General features: G+C 68.0%; 19 protein-coding genes. 10 read left to right on the forward strand and 9 right to left on the reverse strand.

Going from position 1 to position 22,542, the window contains the following annotated elements; translation table 11 throughout:
- Nucleotides 1–236: 236 nt before the first annotated feature.
- Entirely contained in the window at nt 237–3,071 is a 2,835-nt protein-coding gene (locus GLP40_RS24000; RefSeq protein ID WP_154790238.1) for a hypothetical protein, read from the reverse strand.
- Nucleotides 3,072–3,416: 345 nt separating this feature from the next.
- A complete protein-coding gene (locus tag GLP40_RS24005; RefSeq protein ID WP_154790239.1) occupies nt 3,417–4,100 on the reverse strand; it encodes an ArsR/SmtB family transcription factor in 684 nt (227 codons plus the stop codon).
- A 64-nt stretch (nt 4,101–4,164) separates the two neighbouring features.
- Here GLP40_RS24005 and GLP40_RS24010 point away from each other — a divergent pair, with 64 nt between their 5' ends.
- The 9 genes from GLP40_RS24010 (at nt 4,165) to GLP40_RS24050 (ending at nt 15,145) form a co-directional block, all read left to right on the forward strand.
- Nucleotides 4,165–4,761 (forward strand): flavin reductase family protein, encoded by a 597-nt coding sequence (locus GLP40_RS24010; RefSeq protein ID WP_328290583.1) that lies wholly within the window; start codon nt 4,165–4,167, stop codon nt 4,759–4,761.
- A 408-nt stretch (nt 4,762–5,169) separates the two neighbouring features.
- Nucleotides 5,170–6,432 carry a hypothetical protein gene (locus GLP40_RS24015; RefSeq protein WP_230329864.1) on the forward strand — a complete coding sequence of 421 codons (1,263 nt, stop codon included), beginning with the start codon at nt 5,170–5,172 and terminating at the stop codon, nt 6,430–6,432.
- 5 nt (nt 6,433–6,437) lie between these two features.
- Nucleotides 6,438–7,394, forward strand: coding sequence for a glutamate ABC transporter substrate-binding protein (locus GLP40_RS24020; RefSeq protein WP_154790318.1), 957 nt, complete (start codon nt 6,438–6,440; stop codon nt 7,392–7,394).
- Nucleotides 7,395–7,401: 7 nt separating this feature from the next.
- A complete protein-coding gene (locus tag GLP40_RS24025; RefSeq protein WP_154790240.1) occupies nt 7,402–8,583 on the forward strand; it encodes a hypothetical protein in 1,182 nt (393 codons plus the stop codon).
- Complete coding sequence (locus tag GLP40_RS24030; protein WP_154790241.1) at nt 8,580–11,021, forward strand: serine/threonine-protein kinase; 2,442 nt, start codon at nt 8,580–8,582, stop codon at nt 11,019–11,021. Before GLP40_RS24025 ends, GLP40_RS24030 begins: the two co-directional genes overlap by 4 nt.
- The gene (locus tag GLP40_RS24035) at nt 11,018–12,127 is read left to right on the forward strand and encodes a PP2C family serine/threonine-protein phosphatase (RefSeq protein ID WP_328290584.1); all 1,110 of its coding nucleotides are present in this window, start codon (nt 11,018–11,020) and stop codon (nt 12,125–12,127) included. The genes GLP40_RS24030 and GLP40_RS24035 overlap by 4 nt, the downstream gene beginning before the upstream one ends.
- Complete coding sequence (locus GLP40_RS24040) at nt 12,124–13,413, forward strand: vWA domain-containing protein (RefSeq protein ID WP_328290585.1); 1,290 nt, start codon at nt 12,124–12,126, stop codon at nt 13,411–13,413. Before GLP40_RS24035 ends, GLP40_RS24040 begins: the two co-directional genes overlap by 4 nt.
- Nucleotides 13,413–14,087 carry an FHA domain-containing protein gene (locus GLP40_RS24045; protein WP_154790242.1) on the forward strand — a complete coding sequence of 225 codons (675 nt, stop codon included), beginning with the start codon at nt 13,413–13,415 and terminating at the stop codon, nt 14,085–14,087. Before GLP40_RS24040 ends, GLP40_RS24045 begins: the two co-directional genes overlap by 1 nt.
- Before the next feature lie 59 nt (nt 14,088–14,146).
- Nucleotides 14,147–15,145 carry a phosphatidylinositol-specific phospholipase C gene (locus GLP40_RS24050; RefSeq protein ID WP_154790243.1) on the forward strand — a complete coding sequence of 333 codons (999 nt, stop codon included), beginning with the start codon at nt 14,147–14,149 and terminating at the stop codon, nt 15,143–15,145.
- A 42-nt stretch (nt 15,146–15,187) separates the two neighbouring features.
- Here the strand turns inward: GLP40_RS24050 and GLP40_RS24055 are convergent, their stop codons facing one another.
- The 6 genes from GLP40_RS24055 to GLP40_RS24080 form a co-directional block, all read right to left on the reverse strand.
- On the reverse strand, nt 15,188–15,382 hold the full coding sequence (locus GLP40_RS24055) for a hypothetical protein (protein ID WP_154790244.1): 195 nt from the start codon (nt 15,380–15,382) through the stop codon (nt 15,188–15,190).
- A gap of 527 nt (nt 15,383–15,909) precedes the next feature.
- On the reverse strand, nt 15,910–16,143 hold the full coding sequence (locus tag GLP40_RS24060) for a hypothetical protein (protein ID WP_154790245.1): 234 nt from the start codon (nt 16,141–16,143) through the stop codon (nt 15,910–15,912).
- 48 nt (nt 16,144–16,191) lie between these two features.
- On the reverse strand, nt 16,192–16,710 hold the full coding sequence (locus GLP40_RS24065; protein WP_154790246.1) for a hypothetical protein: 519 nt from the start codon (nt 16,708–16,710) through the stop codon (nt 16,192–16,194).
- Nucleotides 16,711–16,835: 125 nt separating this feature from the next.
- Nucleotides 16,836–17,702, reverse strand: coding sequence for a MinD/ParA family ATP-binding protein (locus GLP40_RS24070; protein WP_154790247.1), 867 nt, complete (start codon nt 17,700–17,702; stop codon nt 16,836–16,838).
- A 455-nt stretch (nt 17,703–18,157) separates the two neighbouring features.
- Entirely contained in the window at nt 18,158–20,533 is a 2,376-nt protein-coding gene (locus GLP40_RS24075) for a beta-glucosidase (RefSeq protein ID WP_154790248.1), read from the reverse strand.
- Complete coding sequence (locus tag GLP40_RS24080; RefSeq protein WP_154790249.1) at nt 20,530–21,372, reverse strand: alpha/beta fold hydrolase; 843 nt, start codon at nt 21,370–21,372, stop codon at nt 20,530–20,532. The genes GLP40_RS24075 and GLP40_RS24080 overlap by 4 nt, the downstream gene beginning before the upstream one ends.
- A 151-nt stretch (nt 21,373–21,523) precedes the next feature.
- On the opposite strand from GLP40_RS24080, the gene GLP40_RS24085 reads away from it, so the two are divergent.
- Nucleotides 21,524–22,123, forward strand: coding sequence for a TetR/AcrR family transcriptional regulator (locus GLP40_RS24085; protein ID WP_154790250.1), 600 nt, complete (start codon nt 21,524–21,526; stop codon nt 22,121–22,123).
- Between the two features lie 4 nt (nt 22,124–22,127).
- Here the strand turns inward: GLP40_RS24085 and GLP40_RS24090 are convergent, their stop codons facing one another.
- Nucleotides 22,128–22,520 carry an NUDIX domain-containing protein gene (locus GLP40_RS24090; protein WP_328290586.1) on the reverse strand — a complete coding sequence of 131 codons (393 nt, stop codon included), beginning with the start codon at nt 22,518–22,520 and terminating at the stop codon, nt 22,128–22,130.
- Between the last annotated feature and the right edge of the window lie 22 nt (nt 22,521–22,542).

Consider the following 22,542-nt stretch of genomic DNA (forward strand, 5'->3'; position numbering starts at 1 on the left):
TGATCTCGGCGTGTTGGTCTTTCGACGACCGTGCCGGCTGGTTCGAGCCGTGCGGGAAGCGCCACTGAAGATCGACAACGCTGCCGCGGCTATGTCGCCACCGACCTCAACGGCGTCCAGGGTGCGAGCACGCCGCGATCGTCATTCGCCTCGCCGTGCCGCCCGCCCATGGCCCGACCGGAGGCCTGCTCGACGCGGCGGTAACTGTCCCCTGGTGACCGGCTCTGTCGCCGAAACTATGTCGCGTGGGCTCGGGACCACAGCGCGGGCCAGCCACCGGCGGGGAGCCAGACGGCGGGGATGAGCAGCCCACGGCCCGCTACGTGTTCCCAGAATCGCTCCCCGTCGCTACCGAGTTCCGGCTCGTCGATCCCGAGTTCGAGGGCCGCGGGCCAGGCGGCCTGCCAGGGCCCGGAAACATCGGAGAGCGACGTGATGGGGAAGCCTGGGACCGTGACCGCGCGGGGCTCGCTGATCGCGACCACCGGGATCCGGTGGGACGAGGCGCACGTGGTCGCCAGGATCAGCGGGCAGAGGACATCCGGCGTCGGGTGCCCGGTGACGGCGCGGCTCAGCGCCGGGTCGCCGCGGCGGGCCAGGCGACCGATCGCGGCACGCGCACGCAGGGCGATGAGGTCCATGCTGCGGGCGGTGGCGATGTCCGGCTCTTTCACCAAGGCGCGCAATCGTTTCGACGGCAGCGGCGCATCGGCGGTAATGGTACGCAGGCGCGGGTAACGGGCGAGCAGGGCCGGTTCCAAGGAATCGACCGCAGCGGCGAGGGGGCGGCCCCAGGTGGCCGCCCAGAGGGCGGGCAGTGCGGCGGGACGGCTGTCGAGGAACGCCGCACACATTTCGGTCAGTCGCTCGGCACTCGAACGGCGCAGGGCGGTCAGTGTTTGGGGATCGCCGTCGTCGTCTCCGGCCAGGGCGACGAGGACCCGCAGCGCGGGCTCCGACTCGACCAGCGCCTTGCGTACCGCCTCGTGCAGCACCGGCCCGACCTCACGCACCGGATCCGGTGCCGAACGCCGAACCCGGACAGGCGGTTCGGCCGTCACCACCTCCACCGGGTCGGCCTCCGGCTCCTCGGCGCGGAGGGTGGCGGCCCAGTTCCGCACCGCCTGCCGCAGCGCAGGATCCGGTTCCCGGTTGAACCGTCCGGCTATTTCGCAGACCGACCAGCCCTGACCGGTACGCCGCAGTTCGACATTGATCTGAATGACATCATGCTCATCGCGAAGGGCGAGCAAGATGCTGCGACCGCGCACGGCCTCACGCTGATACCACCCTCCCGCAATGCAATTGCCCATGTAGTCCGACCACTCGGCGAGCCGGGCGGCAGTGCGGGCGAGCTGGATGCGCAGCGCGGTCCCGGGCAGCAGAGCGCCATCGTGCGCGAGGACCGGCTCCGCGACCTCGAACTCGCTGGTGAGCGCGGCCGCGACAGCGCCGCTGCCCATCAGCCCGGCACACAGGCGCGCCCAGTCCCGGCACCGTTCGGGGACGGTCGCGCCGAGATCGACCAGCTGGGCCGCTCCCGCGACCGCGAGCGGTATCGAGTCCGATCGCGGCGTCAGCGGATCCGGCTGCGGCTCGGACGGATTCGTGTCGAACTCGGGCACCCGGTAGTAGTGCTGGGGCATCGCCGCCTCATGTCCCCGTGCCCGGGCCACGGCATCGGCGAGGTCGGCGAGCCACAACAGGTCGGAGGCCTGCTCGACCGCGGTGGGGTCCTGGGCCAGCCGGATCGCGAGACTGGGCTGATCGTGCTTGCGCACCAGCGGTTCGGTATGCCAATCCTCGGGTGCGCGGTACGCGGTGTGACCGGCCACCGCACGCCAGGCGCGCAGCGAGTTCGAATCCCAATTGTCGGGCAGGGCGTCCCTGGGAATCTCGTGGCCGAACAGCGTCCGGCACCGTTCCTGAACGACGACCGCGTAGGCCAGCGCGGTCCGCAGCCTGGCGCGTACGAAACGTTCGAACGCCGCGTTCCTCGGTTGCTGCTGCCGCAGCCACGCATCGATGTCGTGGACATGGCAGATAGGACGTCCGGGCAGCGCGTTCAACTGGCCTGCCGGGCGCTGGGCCTTCTTGATCTCGGCCCTGCCGAACTGCGCGGAGACGACGGAGATCTCGTCGCGCACCCGATCGATGCCCGCGCTGACGCCGAACTCGTGCACCGCCACGGCGGCGCGCAGCAGGACCGTGGCCGCGAGCGCGTCCTGGATCAGCCGTTCGACGCTGTGCTTCCATAGATTTCGCCAGGCGGGACGGAATCGGATGGCGGTCAGCAGGGTGAGTGGCCCCGCGGACGCCCCCTGCACCAGCTCGATCACCTGTGACTCGTCGAACCGATGGTAGCGTTCACGCAGCGACTCCAGCACGCCCAGATCGTGGCTCGCGACCAGCCGCTCGCGCGCCAGCACCGCCAGCTGTCGCGCACAGACCTGCTCCCACAGATCCAGCACGAGGTCCACACGCCGTGGCCCCGAATATGGTTCGAGCACTCGGCGCAGAGTTGCCGCCAGCCCCGACGGCACGCTGTCGGGCACCGGGTCGACACCGTCTGGCGCCCGCAGCTCGAGCACCCGCACCAGCTGCTCCGGCCCGAGCACGTCCGCCGCGGCCGAGGCCAATACCACCGCGGCCCAACGCCCCTCGCCGATAGCCTGCTCGGCGGCCGCGCCCAATGGTTTGGTGGCGGTCACCCCGAACAGCGCGACCAGCGTGGCCGTGCGCTCCCCCAGCCGCCACGCGCCGCCGACCTTCAATACCCGCAGCGCGGCCAGTACCGCGTCCCGCCGATCGCCGCTGGCGCCGGCCAATCGAGCGGATACGAAACCTTCGCCGAGATCTATTCCGGCTCCGGCGATTACGGTGCCGCCGATCTCGATGAGCCCGGCCAGGTCGGCGCAGGCAATGGCCACGCGGGCCGGATCGCTGTCCTTGTCGCCCAGGACGACGGCCGCGCCCTCGGGCCCGTCGTGGTCGATTTCCTCCCCGGTCTCGACCAGCCAAGCGCGGCGATTCCGGTCCGCGACCATGCCGAAGGCCAACAGGACTGCCAAACTCCAACTCCCACCGATGATTTGCCGCGCACGACTCCCGTCCCGAACTTTACGATCGGGGCGTGTGCGCGGCAATCGAGTTTTCCGATAGTTCACGGATCGCCGGGCCTCGATCATCAAGATCTGAATATCGGCGGACCCGTGGTTGGAGCCGATCCGACGTTGACGGCCCATACCCGTTGCACCAGAACGGCATGCAAGATCGCGATACCGCGGATGCTCATCAGGCCGACCAAGGTTGCGGCGACCAGCGGCCCGGCATTGTGCCGGGTCCATCCGGCCGGTGTTGCCGGCCACGATACTGCTGGCGCCGGGCAGCTCGCAGGTTGGTGCAGCGGTCAGCGGCTACAGGTCCACACCGAGTCGGGCGAGTTCGACGCGTCCCTTTTCCGTGAGCCGGACCGCGCGGGTCGACCCGTTTCGCGTGATCCAGGATTCGCGGAGCATGTGGTCACACAGTGCGTCGCCGTAGACACCGGCGAGGTGGTCGCGGCGTTCTGTCCAGTCCAAGCATGGTCGTACGAGTGGACGACGGGATGGCTCGGCTGTGATGCCCAGCTGAGCGAACCAGTCGGCTCCAGGCGACCGGAGCTCCCAGGATTTGTCGACCACTCCGCGGTCGTGCAGTGCTTCGAGCAGGTCCACACCTAGTCGCCCGGCCAAGTGGCGGTAGCAGGTTCGGCCGGCCCTGAGGGCTTTGTCGCGGGTGTCCGCACTCAGCGTCCGGTGTGGGTGGAGCATGGTGCCGCTGAGCGCTCCCAGCGCCTCGATGGCTTCGGCTACGGCCGGGCCGGTCAGCCGCAGGTATCGATGCCGACCTTGATGGACTTCGACCAGCAGGCCGCCGTCAACCAGCTGGTGTGCGTGGCCTGTGGCTGTCGACTTGGCGATGCCGAGATAGCGGGCGAGTTCACCCACCGTCCAAGCCCGGCCGTCCATCAGCGCCAACGTCATCGCTGCCCGGCTCTCGTCGCCCAATAGCCGCCCGAGAGACGCGATATCCGGTACGGAGTGGGCGTAGATCGGCATCCAGCGACGCTATCCACTCAACAGTTCGGCGGCCACCGAACTGTCCGGCTGCAACGGTGATCGCGTGACACACGACACCGACACCGACAGCGCGCTCGATCCGACACCGATCGCCTTGATCACCACCATGAGTCCCGACGGGTCGGTGAACATCGGGCCGATGTCCTCGGCGTGGGCGCTTGGCCGCACCATCGTGCTCGGCTGGGAGGCCACCTCTCAAACCCTCGCCAACTTGGCCAGAGACGGCCAGTGCGTGATCAACTACCCACACGCTGACCAATGGGCCAAGGTCGAGGCGATAGCGACGCTCACCGGCCGCAACCCGCCGGCCGCGCACAAAGCTGACCGGTTCACCTACACAAACGACAAGTGGACCCCGGGAGGATTCACGCCGCTGCCCTCCGCGGGGGTGCGTCCACCGCGAATCGCCGAATGCGCGATCCACTGCGAGGCAGAGGTCCGAGGCATCCATGAGCCGTCAGGCCCGGACCGGGATGGCTTCCGCATCGTCGAGACCTATGTTCGCACCGTCCACGCCCGACGAGACCTCGTCGACCCAGCCATCGGCCACATCGACACTGACGCATGGTCGCCGTCCCTCTACGTCTTCCGCGACTACTTCGGCACCGGGCCACGCCTGGGGCGGACCCGGCGCCGCTGATGCCGTCGCATCTGCCGATCAACGCAGTGGCTGCCAGGGCCTCGGCCTCAGCAGTTTGCCCGCGGTCCAGCACTCCTGATCATTCGAAGCGGGCCATCGGCGCCCCAGATGACCACCTCACCGCGGAGCGAACAGGCACCGCACGCGCTGAAGCACTGAACTAAATTATGTTGTGGCATAAGGTATCCAGCGTCATATTGGGTGAATAAAATATTGTGCCGGAACGTTTCCCGGCGATTAGATGCGGTTGAATCTGAATTTCATCGTCCGGTCATGAATACGTGCGCATTCGAAATGACCGACTCGACAGTCGAATTCCAACCGGTTGGAGTTCGATCGACAGGCTGCGATCACTCCCGTACGATCTGGGCACGGGGAGCACCGGCCGGTCGAACGGGGGAAACGGAGTTGAGGAGTCGCTTACCGGCGACCATTCGCAATGCCGCGCAATGGACGCGACGCTTCGCGCGCACAGCGCCCGGCGTCATCGGTGCGGTGGGCACCGCCCTCGCACTGCTCGCCCTCATCGCCGGCCTGACGTCGGCGAATCAGCAGGGCGCCAAGATCTCCCGCCACGACACCGTGCTCACGCACACCGAACCGCTGGCCAATGCCGCGCAACGGCTGTACGTGGCGCTGTCCACCGCCGACGCCGCGGCGTCCACGGCCTATCTTTCCGGCGGCATCGAATCGCCCGAGGTACGCGCTCGCTACGAGAACGCGCTGACCGATGCCGCCGCCGCGCTCGCGGAGGCGACGACGGGCGCGTCGGACGCGGAGACACGCACCATCCTGGGTCAGATCTCGGCCGAATTACCCAGCTACACCGGCTATGTCGAGTCGGCGCGGGCCAACAACCGGCAGGGCCTGCCGGTCGGCTCGGCGTATCTGCGGCAGGCATCGGCGCTCATGCAGGGCTCGATCCTGAAGAACGCGGCCGAGCTGGAACGCATTCGCCTGGGCCAGTTGCACAGCGACCAGGGCGCGATCACCGGATTGCCGCTGTGGAGTGCGGGCGTGCTGGTATTGCTGCTCGCGGCGTGCGGCTATGGCTCGTGGATTCTGGTGCGGCGCACCAATCGCTGGGTCAATCCGGGTGTGGTGGCGGCGGGCGGGCTGGCGGTGGTCGCACTGTTGTGGATCGTCGTCACCACGCTGGCGGCCTCCGCGGCCATCGACACCGGAGCCACGACTCGCTTCGAAAAGCTCGCGCAGGCACGGATTCTGGCCCAGCAGGCCAGGACCGAGGAGACACTGCAGCTCATCACCCGCGGCGATATCACCGCCAGCGAGAAGCGCTTCGCCGACAGTAGCGACCGGTTGCGCGCCGACCTGACCGGGCTGGTGGGCACGGACTCCGCCGCGTCGAAGGCGTTCTCGGGCTGGCAGGACGGCCATCGCAAGGAAGTGGCCGCGTATCTGAGCAACAACTATCGCGGGGCGGTCGAGCAGTCGATCAAGACCGACGGCGCCGGGTCCGCGGCGCAGTTCACCGCCCTCGACAACGCGTTGAAAACCGAGCTCGAGCGCACCCGCCAGGAGGTGCGCGACGATGTGAACACGGCCGGGAATGCCCTCACCCTCAGCCCATTGGGGACGCTGGCGCTGCTGCTCGCCGCCGCGGCCGCCATCGTCGTCGGGGTTTGGCCGCGGTTGAAGGAGTTCCTGTGAAGCGGATGCGGATGCTGTTGATGGCAGCCGTGGCGCTGCTGGCCGCCGCGTGCGGGTCGACGCCCGGGGCCGTGCCCTTTCAGCTGCCCCCGGGGAGCCAGCTGCCGCCCGGTGCGGCCGTGATCACGTCCGGGCCCAGCGAACGCGGTGACCAATCCTGCGATCCGACAGCCAGTCTGCGTCCAGGCATCCAGCCGCAGCCCGGGGCGATGCCCGCCGGGTCGACCATGGCGGCCATTGTGGCGAGCGGGAAGCTGCGGGTGGGCGTGGACCAGAACCAGACCCTGTTCGGCTATCGCAATCCCGCGACCGGGCAAATCGAGGGTTTCGACATCGATATCGCCCGCGAGGTCGCTCGCGACCTGTTCGGCGATCCCGAACGGGTCGAGCTGCATCCCACCGAATCAGCCAATCGGGCACCGGCATTGGTCGCCAATGAGGTCGACATGGTCGTGCAGACCTTCTCCGCCACCTGCGCTCGGCGAAAGGACGTCCAGTTCTCGACCCCGTATCTACTCGCCGACCAGCGGCTCCTGGTCACCAAGACCTCGGGCATTCGCTCGACCGCCGACCTGGCCGGGAAGAAGGTGTGCGGGGTTTACCGCTCCACCACGCTGGACGCCATTTTCGCGCTCCCGCAGCATCCCACCGTGATCGGCATGGTGAACTGGCTCGACTGCCTGACCGCATTGCAGCAGGGCCAGGTAGACGCCGTCAGCACCGATGCACCGATCCTCGACGGGCTGAAGATGCAGGACCCGAATCTGGAGCTGGTCGGTGAAACCATGGATTCCGACGCATTCGCCATCGGAATCCAGAAGCAGGCAACCGATTTCGTGCGCTTCGTCAACAGTGTCCTGCAGCGTCTGCGCACCGATGGCACCTGGCAGCGGCTCTACGACAAGTGGCTGAGCGGGGTCGGCCCCTCCCCCGGGCCCCCGGCCACCCGCTACAGCGATTGAGTCGGTTATGCACGAGAATCCTGGGCACATTCTCAGCGTCGCCGAGATAGATCGTGAAATCGCCGAGCGAGCACGCGAAATCGAGACCATTGCCGCGACCCTGGTCGAGTTGGACAAGCATCCCGGGCTGGTGCTGCTGCGCCGCTTCCCGCCCACCGGCGTGACCGAGCAGCGCTGGGCCCCGGCGCGGGCGGCGCTCGAACTCATGTGGGAGGACTTCGGGCGGCTGAGCACCGTGCTGGATCGGGCCCGGTCCGCACGGGCGCGCCGGCGGCTGGACGCGCTGGATCGGGAGGAGCTGACGCGGTTGCTGCGCGGGCAGCCGGTCGAGGTGTCGCGCACCACGATTCCCATGTCGCAGCGCTCGCTGAGCGGACCGCGCGAACAGGTCGAACTGATCGGGATCGCGGAGATGCTGGACCGGATGCGGGCGGCGTTCCCGACCGTGGTGCGGGTGCTCGATGACGTCGAGGCGGTGAACACCCGGGTCATGTCCGATGTCGCGCCGTTACAGGCGGAACTGGACCGTCTCGGCACCTCGATTCCCCTATTGCAGCTGCTGGCAACCGATATCGACACGCTCGCCGTGCAGGTCGCCACCGATCCCCTCGCGCTCGGACCCGATGTCCTCGACCACCGCCTGGGCGATCTGTCCCGGCGCATGCGTGAGGCCGCCGCCGTTCTCACCGAATTGCGGGCCATGTCGACCGATTGGCTCGACGCGGTCGAGCGGGCGCGGGCGCGGGTCGAGGCGCTGCGCAAGACCTATGAGCGGGCCGACCGGGCGCGTACCGCGGTGGAGCACACGATTCTGGCCGCACCGCTGCCGCGGCATCCGGATGACAGTGCCGTGTACGGCGCGGAATTGACCGCGCTCGAGGCGAATCCGCCCGAACCATCGGCGCTGTGGGAGCTGCGCCGGCGCATCACCGAGGCGCTCGACACCGCGACACGCAACGAGCAACTGGCGCAGGGGCTGCTCGATCGGCGGAGGGAATTGCAGGGGCGGTTCAGTTCTTATCGCGCCAAGGCCGCCCGGCTGGGCGTGAGCGAGGACGAGGATGTGCTCGCCTCCAGTCGTATTGCCGCGGGACTGCTCTCGCGGCAACCCTGTGATCTGGCCGCGGTCACCCGCGCCATCACGGACTACCGCCAGCTCATTGCGCAGAAATCGGGGAGGCGATCATGAACTGCACCGAGCCCGGCTGCTCCGGGGCCATCGAGGACGGGTATTGCACCGTCTGCGGCACCGCCCCGAGCGCGGCGTCGACCGGCGCCGCTGGTGCCGCCACGGGCGGCAATGCGGGCAATGCCGCCGGGAGCGTGGGCCATGCCGCTGCGAGCCCGGCCGCCGCGGGCGCGTCCGACCAATGCGCCGAACCCGGTTGCACCGGAACGATTGTCGACGGCTACTGCGATGTCTGCGGCAGCGCGCCCGCGCCGCCGTCTGCGCTGGCCACCACCGCACGCGAGAGCGGACACGCCCTCAGCACGGGGTCGACGGTGAGCGGCGGGCGGTCGTCGCGTAGCGGACGCTCGGTCCGGACCGGGCGGTCGGGAGCATCGGGGGGCAGTCGCGGGCGGCTGGGCGCGGGCATGGTCACGGTGCCGTCGGTACCGCGCAAGGATCCCGCCGACGCCGTTCTGGTCGACCCGGAAGTGCCGGAGAACCATCGGGATTGCGGTAAGTGCGGACGGCCCGTCGGGCGCAGCCGCAATGGTCAGCCCGGCCGCGCGGAGGGTTTCTGCGCGCACTGCGGAACGCGATTCTCCTTCACCCCCAAGCTGTCCCGCACCGATGTGGTGGGCGGCCAGTACGAGGTGCTGGGTCCGCTGGCGCACGGCGGTCTGGGCTGGATCTATCTGGCCGTGGACCACAAGGTCGACGACCGGCCCGTGGTGCTGAAGGGCCTGCTCAATACCGGCGACGTGGACGCCATGCGGGCGGCGGTGGCCGAGAAGCGTTTCCTGTCGCAGGTCGATCACCCGAATATCGTGCGGATCTACAACTTCGCCGAGGACACCGGGCCGGACGGCAAGCCGGTCGGGTACATCGTCATGGAGTATGTGGGCGGGAAGTCGCTCAAACAGCTGCTGCGCGAACAGCGCACGGCCGATCAGCAATACCTGCCCGCGGCGCGCGCCATCGCCTACATCCTGGAGATGCTGCCCGCACTGGAGTACCTGCACGACCGCGGGCTCGCCTACTGCGACTTCAAGCCCGACAACGTGATGCAGACCGAGGAGCAGCTCAAACTGATCGACCTCGGCGCGGTGGTCGGCCTGCACGACCAGACCGAAACCATCTACGGCACACCGGGATACCAGGCCAAGGAGATCGCGCAGACCGGACCCACCATCGCCTCCGAGGTGTACACGGTGGGCCGCACGCTGGCGGCGCTCATCATGCGGATCCCGCCGGTGAACCACGAACTCGGCCCGCTGCCCGGCCCGGAGGCCGAGCCCCTCATGGCCCGCTACGAGTCGCTGTACCGCTTCCTGATGCGCGCCACCGATAGCGAGCCCGAGTCGCGCTTCACCTCCATGAGCGAGATGGCCGATCAGCTCACCGGCACGTTGCGCGAGGTGCTGGCCCTCGACGACGGACGGCCGCGGCCGGGACTGTCCACGCGGTTCGGTCCCCCGCGCGGGACGTTCGGCATCGGCGTTCAGGTGCCGGATGATCCGCGCGCGATCATCGCGGCGCTGCCGGTTCCGTTGGTCGACCCGAGCGACAGTGGCGCGGCGCTGCTCGCCTCGACCAACGCGGTCACGCCCGAGGATCTGGAACGGGAGATCACCGCGGGTTTGCAGTCGGTGGTCACCGGGCATGAGGAATCGGTGGAGATTCCGCTCCGATTGATCCGCGCGGCTCTGGAGTTCGGTGACCCCGAGGATGCGCTGCGCCGGCTGGACAAGGCGGGCGAAACGCTGTCCGGCGACTGGCGGCTCACCTGGTTCGCGGGGCAGGCCCGGCTGCTGAAACGCGACTGGCCCTCCGCTGCGGCGGAATTCGACGCGCTCTACAGCGCGCTGCCGGGCGAGGCCGCGCCGAAGCTGGCCCTGGCGACGACGGCCGAACTCATGGCGGCCGACGGTCGGGATCCCGAGGCCGCGCGCGAGCGCGCAGTCCGCTACTACGACCTGGTCTGGCGCACCGACCGCTCCTTCACCAGTGCCGCCTTCGGCGCGGCCCGGCTGCGGCGCGCGGCCCGGGACCGCTCGGGTGCGGTCGCGGTGCTGGATCAGGTCGACGCCGCCTCGGCGATGTACACCGAGGCCGGGGTCACCGCCGTGGAGACGCTACTGGCCGTCGGCGATCCCGCCGAGCTGACCGAACAATTGGTTCGCGATGCCGGCAGACGCATCGATAGTCTGACCCTCGACTCGAAACGCCGTGCCGCCCAGGCCCGTCTGCGAGTCCTGGACGCGGCGCTGCGCTGGCTGTGCCTGGGCAGGGTGCCCACCGACCATTCTCCGCTGCTGGGGGTGGCGTTCGATCAACAAGGGGTACGCACCGGTTTGGAACGCTGTTATCGCGACCTGGCACACGAGACCGACGACATGTGGGAACGGATCGCATTGGTGGAGCAGGCCAATGCCGTGCGCCCGAGGACCCTACTGTGACGGCCCGCTGTCCGCACTGCGGCACCTTCACCGCCGATACCGACCGATTTTGCGAGGCGTGCGGCCACAAACTGGGGATTCGAGTGATCGCCTTGCCGCCCAAGGAATTCCGACCCGGGTCCGGGTCGACCGTGCCGGTGGCGGAGGCCGCGCGCGACGCACGGCTCGAACCGGCCACCAGGACGCCCGCCACCTTCGAATCCGGTCCCGCGCCCGACTGCACCGGTTGCGGCGGCGCCGATTTCGACCCGGATGGGTACTGCGCGAACTGCGGTGAGCTCGGGCCGGAGCGGGATCGCTTCGAGGCCGATCTGGGGACCGCGTGCCTGATCACCGATCGTGGGCTGCTGCACACGCGCAATGAGGACGCCGTCGCGGTGGCGGTACTCGACGGGCCGGTGCCGGATCGTCCCGCGGCGGCGGTGCTCGCGGTGTGCGACGGGGTGTCCACCTCCGAGGATCCGCAGGCGGCCTCGGGGGCGGCGGTGCGCGCCGGGATCGACGCCTGCCTCGCCGCGCTGGATGAGAAGCGCAGCGCCGAAGACTGCGTCATGGCCGGGCTCACCGCTGCCGCTGACGCGGTCAAGGCGGTCGGCTCGCCGGACGGAAAGGCGCCATCGTGCACCTATGTGTCGGCGATCGTGCAGTTCGACGGCAATGGCGGCGCGGACATCACTGTCGCGAACGTCGGCGACAGCCGGGCCTATTGGCTGCGGCCGGGCGACGACTCCGATCGGCTCACGGTCGACGACTCACTGGCTCAGGCCATGGTCGACAACGGCCTGCTGGATGCCGCCACCGCCATGGACGGCCCGCACGCACATGTGCTCACCCGCTGGCTGGGCGCCGACAGCGAGCACCAGTGGTCGGCCAACTGCGTGCGAACCATGCATACCGACCAGCCCGGGGTGCTGCTGTTGTGCAGTGACGGGCTGTGGAACTACCTCCCGGAGGCGGCGGCCCTGTCCCGCTTCACCAGTTCGCTGTCCGCGCTGCCCGCGGCGCGCGCACTGGTGGAACACGCGCTCGGTGCGGGCGGCAAGGACAACATCACCGTCGCCCTGGTCCCCGTCCCGTCCCGAACACCATCAGGAGACACACCGTGACTTCCGCTGAGCACAAAGGTCTTTCGGTCGCCATCGACCAGAACGAATTCCTCGCCGAGGGGGCGCGCACGGTCGACGCGATCGTGACCGTCGAGGCCACCGACGATCTGGTGGTGTCGGTGCCGCCGCCGTCGCGGGTCGAGATCCTGATCATCGACACCTCCGGATCGATGGGTGGGGCCGACAAGTTCGCGGGGGCGAGGCGGGCCACGCTGGCGGCGCTGGACGTCATGCCCGACGGCACGCGGTTCGCGATCGTGGAGGGTACCGACAAGGCGCAGGTGGTGTTTCCGCATCGCGGGCCCTCGGCGGTGGCGAGCCCGCAGGAGCGGGCCAACGCGCGGCGGGCGCTGGACAAGCTGACCCCGCACGGCGGCACCGCCATCGGCACCTGGCTCGGGCTGTCGCGACTCATCGCGCAGCAGCATCCGGAGGCCATGGTGCACGCGATTCTGCTCACCGACGGAAAGAACGAGCACGAGACGCCCGAACGGCTGGCCGAGGAGATCCGCATGTCCACCGGTGTTTTCACCTGTGACTGCCGTGGTGTCGGGGCGGACTGGGAGCCGGATGAGTTGCGCGCCATCGCCTCCGCGCTGCATGGAGCCGTCGACATCGTGAAGACCGCGGACCTGCTGGCCCAGGATTTCGCGGCCATGATGGAAACTTCCATGGAGAAGGCGATTCCGGAGCTCACGCTGCGGGTGTGGACGCCGGTGGGCGCGAAGATCGTATTCATCAAGCAGGTCGCGCCGTTCATCGAGGATCTGACCGCGCGGCGCTCCGAGGCCGGCGCGCAGGTGGGTGAATATCCGCTGGGCTCCTGGGGTGCGGAGGATCGCGACTATCACGTCCAGCTGGAACTCGAGCCCGCCGCGCCGGATCGGGAGAAGCTGGCTGCGCGGGTGAGCGTGCTGGCCGAGGGCGAGATTCTCGGGCAGGGGCTGGTGAAGGCGGTCTGGACCACCGATACCGACAAGTCGGCACGCATCAGTCGCCGGGTCGCCCACTACACCGGGCAGGCCGAGCTGGCCCAGACCGTGCAGGAGGGGCTGGCCGCGCGCAAGCAGGGCGACTTCGCCACGGCCACCGCCAAACTCCAGCGCGCGTACCACCTGGCCACCGAGTCCGGCAACGAAAACACCGCCAAACTGCTGCTCAGCGTGGTCGATGTGGTCGACGAGCGGACCGGCACCATCCGGCTGCGCAACAAGGTCGATCCCGCCGACGAGATGGCGCTCGATGTGCGCTCCACCAAGACAGCCCGAGTCCGCAAGGAGCCGTGATGGCGTTCTGCACCGAGGGGCACGAATCCACCAGCACCGACTACTGCGATGTCTGCGGTGCGCCGATCGGGATGCAATTCGGCAGTGCCGCACCGCATTCGGCGCTGTGCCCATCTTGCGGGGCGCCGTCGGAGGGTCGGTTCTGCGAGAACTGCGGGCATGATTCGGCGCTGCCGGCTCCTCCGCCCGCGCCGCCGGTGAAGGAAGTCCGCGAGGACTCGACGAGGACCGTCGGCGGGGCGGGCGACAATGGCTCGGCCGATGCGTCGGTGTGGGTCGCCACCGTGACCGCCGACGCCGCGCACTTTGCGCGCATGCGGGCTCAGAAGGGTCCCGACCTCGACAGGGTCGACTTTCCGGACTACTACCCCGACCGTCGAATCCCTTTGCAGGGGCCCAATATCCTGATCGGCAAGCGCAGCGTGTCGCAGGGGGTCCATCCGGATATCGATCTCTCCGTCGCTCCCGCCGATATCGCGGTGTCGCGCTCGCACGCGATCCTCCACATCGAGGGCGCGACGCTGACCGTGACGGACCTGGGCTCGACCAACGGCACCTGCCTCAATGACAGCCCGACTCCGATTCCGCCCAAAACCCCGATCCCGCTCCAGGACGGCGATCGGATCCACGTGGGTGGCTGGACCACCATCACCCTGACAACCGAACCGGGCTGACAGCCGATTCAAACAAAAGGGCGATCTTGGTCCCTTGTCCAGGTTAGGCTCCCCGCTCTATGAGCTTGACCCGCCGAGACTTCACCCGCACTGCCCTGGCCGCCGCTGTCGGTGTGGTTGCCACCGGACTGAACAGTGCTGCGGCACAGGCGATCCCGCATGCGCGAACCGTCGCCGCGTCGCCACAGGCGTGGATGTCCGCATTCCCCGACGCCACCTCGCTGCTGCGCCTGACCATCCCCGGCACCCACGACTCCTGCTGCACCGATCCCCTCAACGGCACCGAGTGGTCACACACTCAGAACTGGTCCCTCCCAGAGCAATTCGCCCACGGTATCCGCTTCCTGGACATCCGCTGCAACGGCCTCCAGGACCACACCGCCGACTCCTTCGGCATCTACCACAGCGCCTTTTACCAAGGCATCACCTTCGACACCGTGCTCGACCACTGCCGCGCTTTCCTCGCCCGCAATCCCGGCGAAGTCCTCATCATGCGGGTCAAGAAGGAGGACGGCACCACCAACGACGTGGGCTCCGCCTTCGAGCGAGTCTTCAACGGCTACTTGGACACCAAGGGCTACCGCCCGCTGTTCTGGCTGGAAAACCGCTTCCCCACGCTCGGCGAAGCCCGCGGCCGCGTCGTCCTCATCGCCCAGTTCGCCAATTCCCTCGGTTGCCTCCAATGGCCCGCCGGCGACAACGGCGTCTTCACCACCGACCGCATCTACCTCCAGGACCACTACAAGAACCACGGCTTGGCCGGCCTCGACTCCGGCTCCTCCAACTTCGGCTCCTCCGGCGGCGACAAATTCGACTACATCCGAGCCTGCCTCGACAAGTCCGCCGCGGACCCCACCAACACCCTCCAATACATCAACTTCACCAGCTTCGCCGACAACGCCTGGCCCAAGGACAACGCCGCCGCCCTCATGCCCGAACTCGCCACCTACCTCACCACGCACACCACTCAACCCGCCCACTACGGCATCCTGCCCATGGATTTCCCCGACCAATACCCCCGAGTCCTCGACCTGCTTCTCGCCGCGAACTTCGGCTAGGGCTCAACCCCTGCGGCGATGGCACCGGGGGACATCCCGCGGTCACAGCGCGGCGGTGTCGATGATCCGGGCTTCCCGGTTATGCCATTCGCCGAAACCATGTCCGAGCATGAGGCCGACTTCCTCGGTGTCGAGGATCCGGGAGCCGGGCAGTAGCTCGGTCAATTCCCTTGCCGTGGTGATCTTTCCGACCCCGAAAGTCTCCACCGCCACCATCGCCATCCTGGTCCTGCTCACCAACCGGTAGCCGGCACAGCGCGCCTCGGCGACGAGTGCGGCCGGAGTTCATCGCGGGGGATCAGCCGCGCAGAGCCGATGAGCCTTCCAAGGATCGCGGCTGATTCATAAGCAGAAGACCAAGGCGAACGATCCCAACGGGATGCTCAAACAGATGGCGGCGGCTCCATCCACGGGCTTCGCCGGAACCTCGGAGGCAGAGGCTGTGGGAGCTGCGCCGACCCCGAGGGATAGGATGACCGCAGTCGCGGCGAGAGAACTAGCGATTCTGGTAATCATCTGATTTTCCCTTCTGAGCTGTGCGCCACCCCCGGTGCTGTAGAAACAAGCACGGTAAGAAGCGCCTCACAAACCGCGCGGTATGAAATAATCGTCCGCCGCGTCAGCGGACATCCACTAGGGACCTTCGGCCTCTCCCCTGGCGAGGCCGCTATCCGTCGGCGTCTGAGCTCACCGACCCGGGACGGCACCGCTGACCTCAATGCAGCTACCGCGGAAGGGTTCTACCCTTCGATGATGTCTTTCGATCAGGTCGTCAACGGCACGGTGACGATTTCATGCGGACGATCCTCGCGGGCGACGAAGATTATCATCGACTGGCCGCCCGAGGTCAGGTGATCGAAGTCCAATGTTCCGGCTGCGGATTCGACAATCGACTGCGCGCAGATAGCGACGACCAGCCCGCACAAAGACGGCGGCAAACCGTAACAGGCGGATGGCATCTCGCAGTAGGGCTGTGGATTGGTCATCGAATCCGTCATGGTGGCAGCGGATGGTAATGGCCGATAGGTCCGTGCCGACGGACTATTTCATGATCGGACCAGCGCTGCCCCTCCAGCGAAATATCTCGCTGAATCCTGTTCGACCGCGAGGGCGGTCGGGAACGCCGGATCGACCAGACGCGCCATCCCGAGCGCGAGGGCTGGATAGGACAGGTACGCGTGCCCGTGCGAACTGTCCGGAACCGCCCGCCCGTCCTCACCGTGCCAGGCATCGGTGAACACGGTGCGCATCTCGGGCAGCAGACTCTTGGCCGCCGAACGAATCACGATCGGCGCGTATCGATCCCGCCACTCCGGGTGCGCCAGAACGACTTGCGCCAACCCCAGCGCCGTCATCTGATGCGCGAGCAGCCCCCACATGCCGTCCAGTTCCCCTCCGGCCCCGGTAGCGCGCCGGTGATCATCATCAGCTTCGAAGGCGACCAACTCCTCGGCAAGTCCATGCACCCGCGCCGAATCCCCACGAAACCACGCGTCCGCATCGCGTCCGCACCACCAACTCGGCACCGAGCCCACGACCGCCACCGCCGCGACCAAACCCGCCATGCACGCGAGCAAACGCCGAAATCTCCGTGTTCGACGCACCGCGCCGGTCGGGCTCCCCATAACCAGAAAGTACATCGGCAATGGGGCTGCGCGAGTAGCGACTACCCGGCTCATGGGTCGTGGTGTCAGCGAAGGAGGTTGACCAGTTGGCGGTAGGCGGCTCGGGTGGGGGGCGCCAGGCGCCGCCAGGTGATGGGGCCTCCGCTGCCCAGGTGGGCGTCATACGGTATTTCGGCTACTGCGCGGACGACGTCACCGAGGTATTTGCGGACGTGTTCGGTGACGAGAGGGCCGTCCTTGGGGTGTTGACGGGTGACGACGATGACTGCTTCGGCCAGGTGGTATTGGCTGTAGTTGTCGTCGAGCCAGATGAGGGCGGGCTTGAGGCGATTCACGGCGTCGGGGCGGGCTGCGAGGGTGATCACCAGGGAGATTCGGGAGTCGCTGAGGAGGGGGGCGACCATGCGGTTGGTGACGGGGGCGCCGCCGTCGTAGACGGGGAGGCAGCCTGCTTCGACCAGGTCGCGGTGGACCGAGGAGTAGGTTTCGCGGCGCGGCAGGGCCTCGGGGCCGCGCGGGAGGACGCCCACGCCGGAGCTGTTCTCGCCACAGCTGTCGATCACGGTGGAGGGCAGGCTGCGGTGGGTCATATTGAGCCAGGACTGGACGGTGCCGGCGGCGTCGATGGTGTCGCAGCCGCGGGCGGCCAGGTCGCCGCCGGTGGTGGTGGCGTCGACGACGATCGGGGAGTGCTCGCCGTAGTCGTAGGCGGCGGCGCCCGCCAAGCCGAGGGCCGTGGTCGTCGCGCCGGAGCCGCCGGAGCTGCCCAGGACGAGGACGGGCGGTAGGTCGGCCCACAGCAGATAACCGTTGCGCGGGTGCATGCGCACCACGTCGGTTGGCGCGCCGGGCGGGGCCGGGCGCAATAGCAGGGAAAGGTCTGTGGGAGTGGAAGAAAGAGCGGCGGGATGATCCGGGAAATTTTCGGACACTCTAGATTCCTTTGGTGCGAGCGGCAGTCGATGCTGCGGAATCTTGTGGTCACCACGTCGCGGAGGACGGCAACGTCGGCGTCATCCATCGCGTGCACGAACGACAGCGCAGCCGGCCCCTTCATCTCGCCGTCAACACCCACACCGCGTCGACAAGCGGCCCCTGCGCTTCGACATCTTCGCTGAAGCCTCGAGTTTTCGTCCCCCCCGGATACCCCCTACCGTTCAGCAGTCGATCTGAGAGTGCAAAAAGGTTGCTGTGCAGCCTCTTTCAATGTGGCCAGATATTACATGATCTTGTCATGCAAGCATCGGCATACACGGTCCCGCCGAAACTCCGGCACTGAATGTCAGCACGCCGCGTACGACATTGCGCATCCGATATCATGAACGGCGCCGTGCGGAAAGCGCGGGTTCCGGCCGCAGATGGACGAAACCCGTTGCTGCCGAGGCGATCAGTCGATGCGGGCGGTGAGGGGAAGCGCGGTCACCGAGGTACCGACGTGCAAGGTGAAGGACCCTGGTTCGACGGCCCATCCTTCCTCGGTCCAGTGTTCGAAGGAGCGCTTCGGCAATTCGATTGTGGCGGTCGCGAATTCACCCGGCCCCGCCTCGACCACCGTGAACCCGGCCAGCCAGCGCACCGGACGATCGATCGCGCTGTGCTCGCGCGACAGATATGCCTGCACCACCTGACGCCCGGAGCGGTCACCGGTATTGCGGACGGTGACGGTCGCGCTGCGGCCGGACACCGTGAGGTCCTCGAGCGCCCACGTGGTGTAGCCGAGCCCATGGCCGAACGGATAGGCGGGAGCCACACCGGATCTCAGCCATGCCCGATAGCCGATGTGGATGCCCTCGGTGTAGGGCAGGGCGTTGTCCGGTGCGGGCTTGGTGTTCAGCACCGGGACATCGGCCATGGTCTTGGGCCAGGTGGTGGGCAGCCGGCCGCCGGGCTCGGCAGCGCCGGTGAGCACATCGGCGAGCGCCGCACCGAATTCCTGGCCGGGGAACCAGGCCAGCAGCACGGCGGCCACGTCATCGCGCCACGGCATCTCCACGGGCGAACCGGAATTCACCACCACGACGGTGCGCGGATTCACCGCGGCGACGGCGGCGACGAGCTCGTCCTGCCGACCCGGCAGCCGCAGCGAGGTCCGATCGAAGCCCTCGGATTCGATCTGCTCCGTGGTGCCGACGACGACCACCGCCACCTCGGACGTGCGCGCCAATTCGACCGCGGCGGCGAACTCCTCGTCATCGGACCGGCGCGGACGACCCACGGCGCAGGTGATGCTCATGGCGGGGAAGCCCTCGCCCGGCGCCATGCGCACCAGCACCTCTATCTCCTCCCCCGCGGCGAGGGTGCGGGTCACGAACCGCTGCGGCGGATTCAGCAGCGTCTCGACCGGATCGGCGCCCTCGGGCAGCACGGTCTCCTCGAGCACCTCTTCGCCGTCCAGCCTCAGGGCCAGCGTGCCTACACCGGCGAACCCGATCCGCCACTGTCCCGCAACGTCGGCCCGCAGTCGCCCCTGCAGTTCGATGGCCTTGGCCCGCATGGCATTCGGATTGCCGAAGAGCATGATGCTGCCCGCGGTCCGATGCTCGGATTCCAGCACGTGGTCACCATCGAGGTACCGCAGCGACAGCCCCGGCTCACCGGTCTCCGGATCCGTGACCAGGTTCGGTGGAACCGCAATCATGTTCTCGCTCAGGTGCACACCCGGCGTATGAACCACCGGGAGCACCTCCGACAGTCCCTGCAAGGGCGAGGTGGTGTGCGCCGGGATCACGGTCGCGCTGCCGCCGCCCATGAATCGCGGTTCGGCAGCGGCCGATCCGAGCAGCGCCACCCGCGCCGGTTTGCCCAGCGGCAGCGTCCCGTCATTGGCGGCGAGCACCATGGCCTTGGCCGCGGCGTCCCGCACCAGCCGCTGCGAAGCCTCGTCGCTGAAAGTCGGCGCCGGCCGAGGCGTTCCGTTCAACGCGCCGACACGGACAGCGAATCGCAGAATGCGCCGGACCTTCTCGTCGATCGCGGACTCGGGCACCTCGCCCCGGCGCACGGCTTCTTCCAGCGGCGCGCCCCACAGCTCCCACGGTCCGGGCATGGCCAGGTCATTACTCCTTGCCGCGCCGAGCGTGGACCGAACCGCGGTCCAATCCGACACCACCACCCCGTCGAAGCCCCACTCGCCCTTCAACGGCTCGTCGAGCAGCTCGTTCTCGGTCATGGTGACGCCATTGACCGAGTTGTAGGCGGCCATGATCATCCACGCGCCCGCCTCGACGGACCGCTCGAACGGATACAGGTACAGCTCCCGCAGCGTCCGCTCGTCGGCGACCACATTCGCGGTGAAGCGCTCGGTCTCGGAGTCATTGGCCACATAGTGCTTCGGGCACGCGCTCACCCCGTGCGCCTGCACGGCCCGCACATAGGCGTCGGCGATCTCGGCGGCCAGCATCGGGTCCTCGGAGAAGCATTCGAAATGCCGCCCGCCGAGCGGGGATCGGTGCAGGTTGATGGTCGGCCCGAGCACCGCGTACACGTCCTTGCGGCGCGCCTCGGCGGCGATGAGCGCGCCGATCTCGGTGAGCAGGTCACGATCCCAGGTGGCTGCCAGGGCGGTGCCCGAGGGAAGGCTCACCGACGGGTCGCGCTCGTCCCATTGCTCGCCGCGCACGCCGGACGGTCCGTCGGAGACCGCCATCTCGGCCAGCCCGATGCCCGGATCGCCGGCGAAGCGGAAGAAGTTCGCACCCGAGATCAGGCGAATCTTGGCGGGAAGGTCCAGCTTTCCGAGTAGGTCGTCGAGGACGTCTGTCATGCCTGCTCCTTCCAGAAGGTCACCAGGTCCGCGCAGACTCGCGCGGGAACATCCTCGTTCGGCACATGGCCGGAGCCGTGATAGACGGCGGTCTTCGCGTTCAATTCCTTCGCGAACTTCTCGTGGACTTCGGGCGCCCACAGATCATTGGTGTCGCCATAGGCGACCAGCAGCGGTACGCCCGAATCCCGGAGTGCCGCCGCATCTTTCATGGGCGGTTCGGCCATGCAGGTCAGAATGCCGATGATATTGGCCTTCTTGGTGCGCAGAATCCGCTCGCGCAGGAACTCCATGCGCTGCGGCGAGGGCCGCTGGTCAGCCTGCGCCGTGACAGAGCTCATCTGTTGCCAGATGGTCTCCTGCCCACCGGCTTCCACCATGTGCGCGACGAGAAGTGGCGGCGGGAAGTTGATCTCATCGACCGAGGACGGGCCGGAGGCGAGGAGCGTGAAGCTGCGGAAGCGGCCGGGGCGCTCGATGACCGCGACACGGGAGACAAAGCCGCCGAACGAATGCCCGACCAGATGAATGGGCTCCTCAGGCGAGATCTGATCGACGACGCCCTGCAGGTCGCCGACGAAATCGGCCATGGTGTAACCCGATACGTCGTCCGGGCCCTCGGACTCCCACTGCCCGCGCTGGTCATAGGCGACCGCCCGGTACCCGGCCGCCGCGAGCAGCGGCAGCATCTGCTCGAAGTCCTCCTTGGAGCCGGTGAAGCCCGGCACGAGCAGCACGGTGCCGTGCCGCTCGACCTCGGCGGGTGGCTCGACCTCCCACGCGGCCAGCTTCCCGGCGGCTCCGCGCAGCGCGATCGGCGTGATCGGGGCGTGATTCATCGGCAATCCCTTCCCTACGTACGGCCCTGTACGGCTGGCACGAGTGTGCCAGTGGAGAGACAGTTTACCGAGCACCCACTAGGCAATGTTATCAGTTTGTTACTATAACCTGATTTTGCCTGCTCAACCCTCTTGACTACTGTCCCACCTCATGACGCCCCATCCCCGACGCCGCAGACGGGGCGACGACCGTCGCGAGCAGATCATCGACGAGGCCCTGAAAACCTTCGCCGACAATGGCTATCGCGGTACCTCCCTCGCCGAGATCGCCGACCGCTGTGGCCTGTCCCAGCCGGGCCTGCTGCACTACTTCCCGAACAAGGCCGCCCTGCTGGCCGCGGTTCTGGACTACCGCGACCGCCTCGACTACGACCGCCTGGGCTTCGATCAGCGGCTGCGCGGCAAGGACGCCCTCATCCGCCTGGCCCAGCTCGTCGACCACAATATGCACGTGCCAGGCCTGGTCCGGCTGTTCACCGTGCTCACCAGCGAGGCGGTCACCGCCGACCACCCGGCCCACGAGTGGGCGCTCGACCGCTACCGCAAGCTCCAGGTCCACCTCGCCGGCGCGCTCGAGGCGGGCATCGCCGACGGCAGCATCCGGCGAGACATCGATCCGGCCGCCGTCGCCCGCCAGGTCTTCGCCATGATGGACGGTCTCCAACTGCAATGGCTGGTGGACCCCGACACCGTCGACATGGCCACTCTCTTCCGCGCCTACATCGACGAGCTCATCGCCTACATCACCTAGCGGATCACCGCGCCACGGCGTCACGGAAGTGCTCAGCGAGATCCAGGCGCGCCGCCTGCTCCGGCGTGACCCACGCATGGTCGTCGTGCTCCGCCGGATTGAGAATTACCGCACCGCTACCATTTTCGCGCACATCGAGCACCCGCGCGTGAATCCGCAGCGGACGCCCCGCAACATCCATCCACGCATGCGCCGACCGCTCCCCGAGCACCTCGATACGCGGTCCCGTCTCCTCCGACACCTCCCGGACCGCGGCCCGCTCGGGCTGTTCCCCCGCCTCGACGCCGCCGCCGGGCAGCTCCCACCGCCCGGCCAGGAAAACCCCGGCGGCCCTGCGGAGCAGCAGGACCGCGCCGTCACGCTCGATCCGGCAGTACACCAAATGCTTCTCTTTCACCCCATGATCATGGGTGAGGAGA

The organism is Nocardia aurantiaca (genome assembly GCF_009708175.1).
GTDB lineage: Bacteria > Actinomycetota > Actinomycetes > Mycobacteriales > Mycobacteriaceae > Nocardia > Nocardia aurantiaca.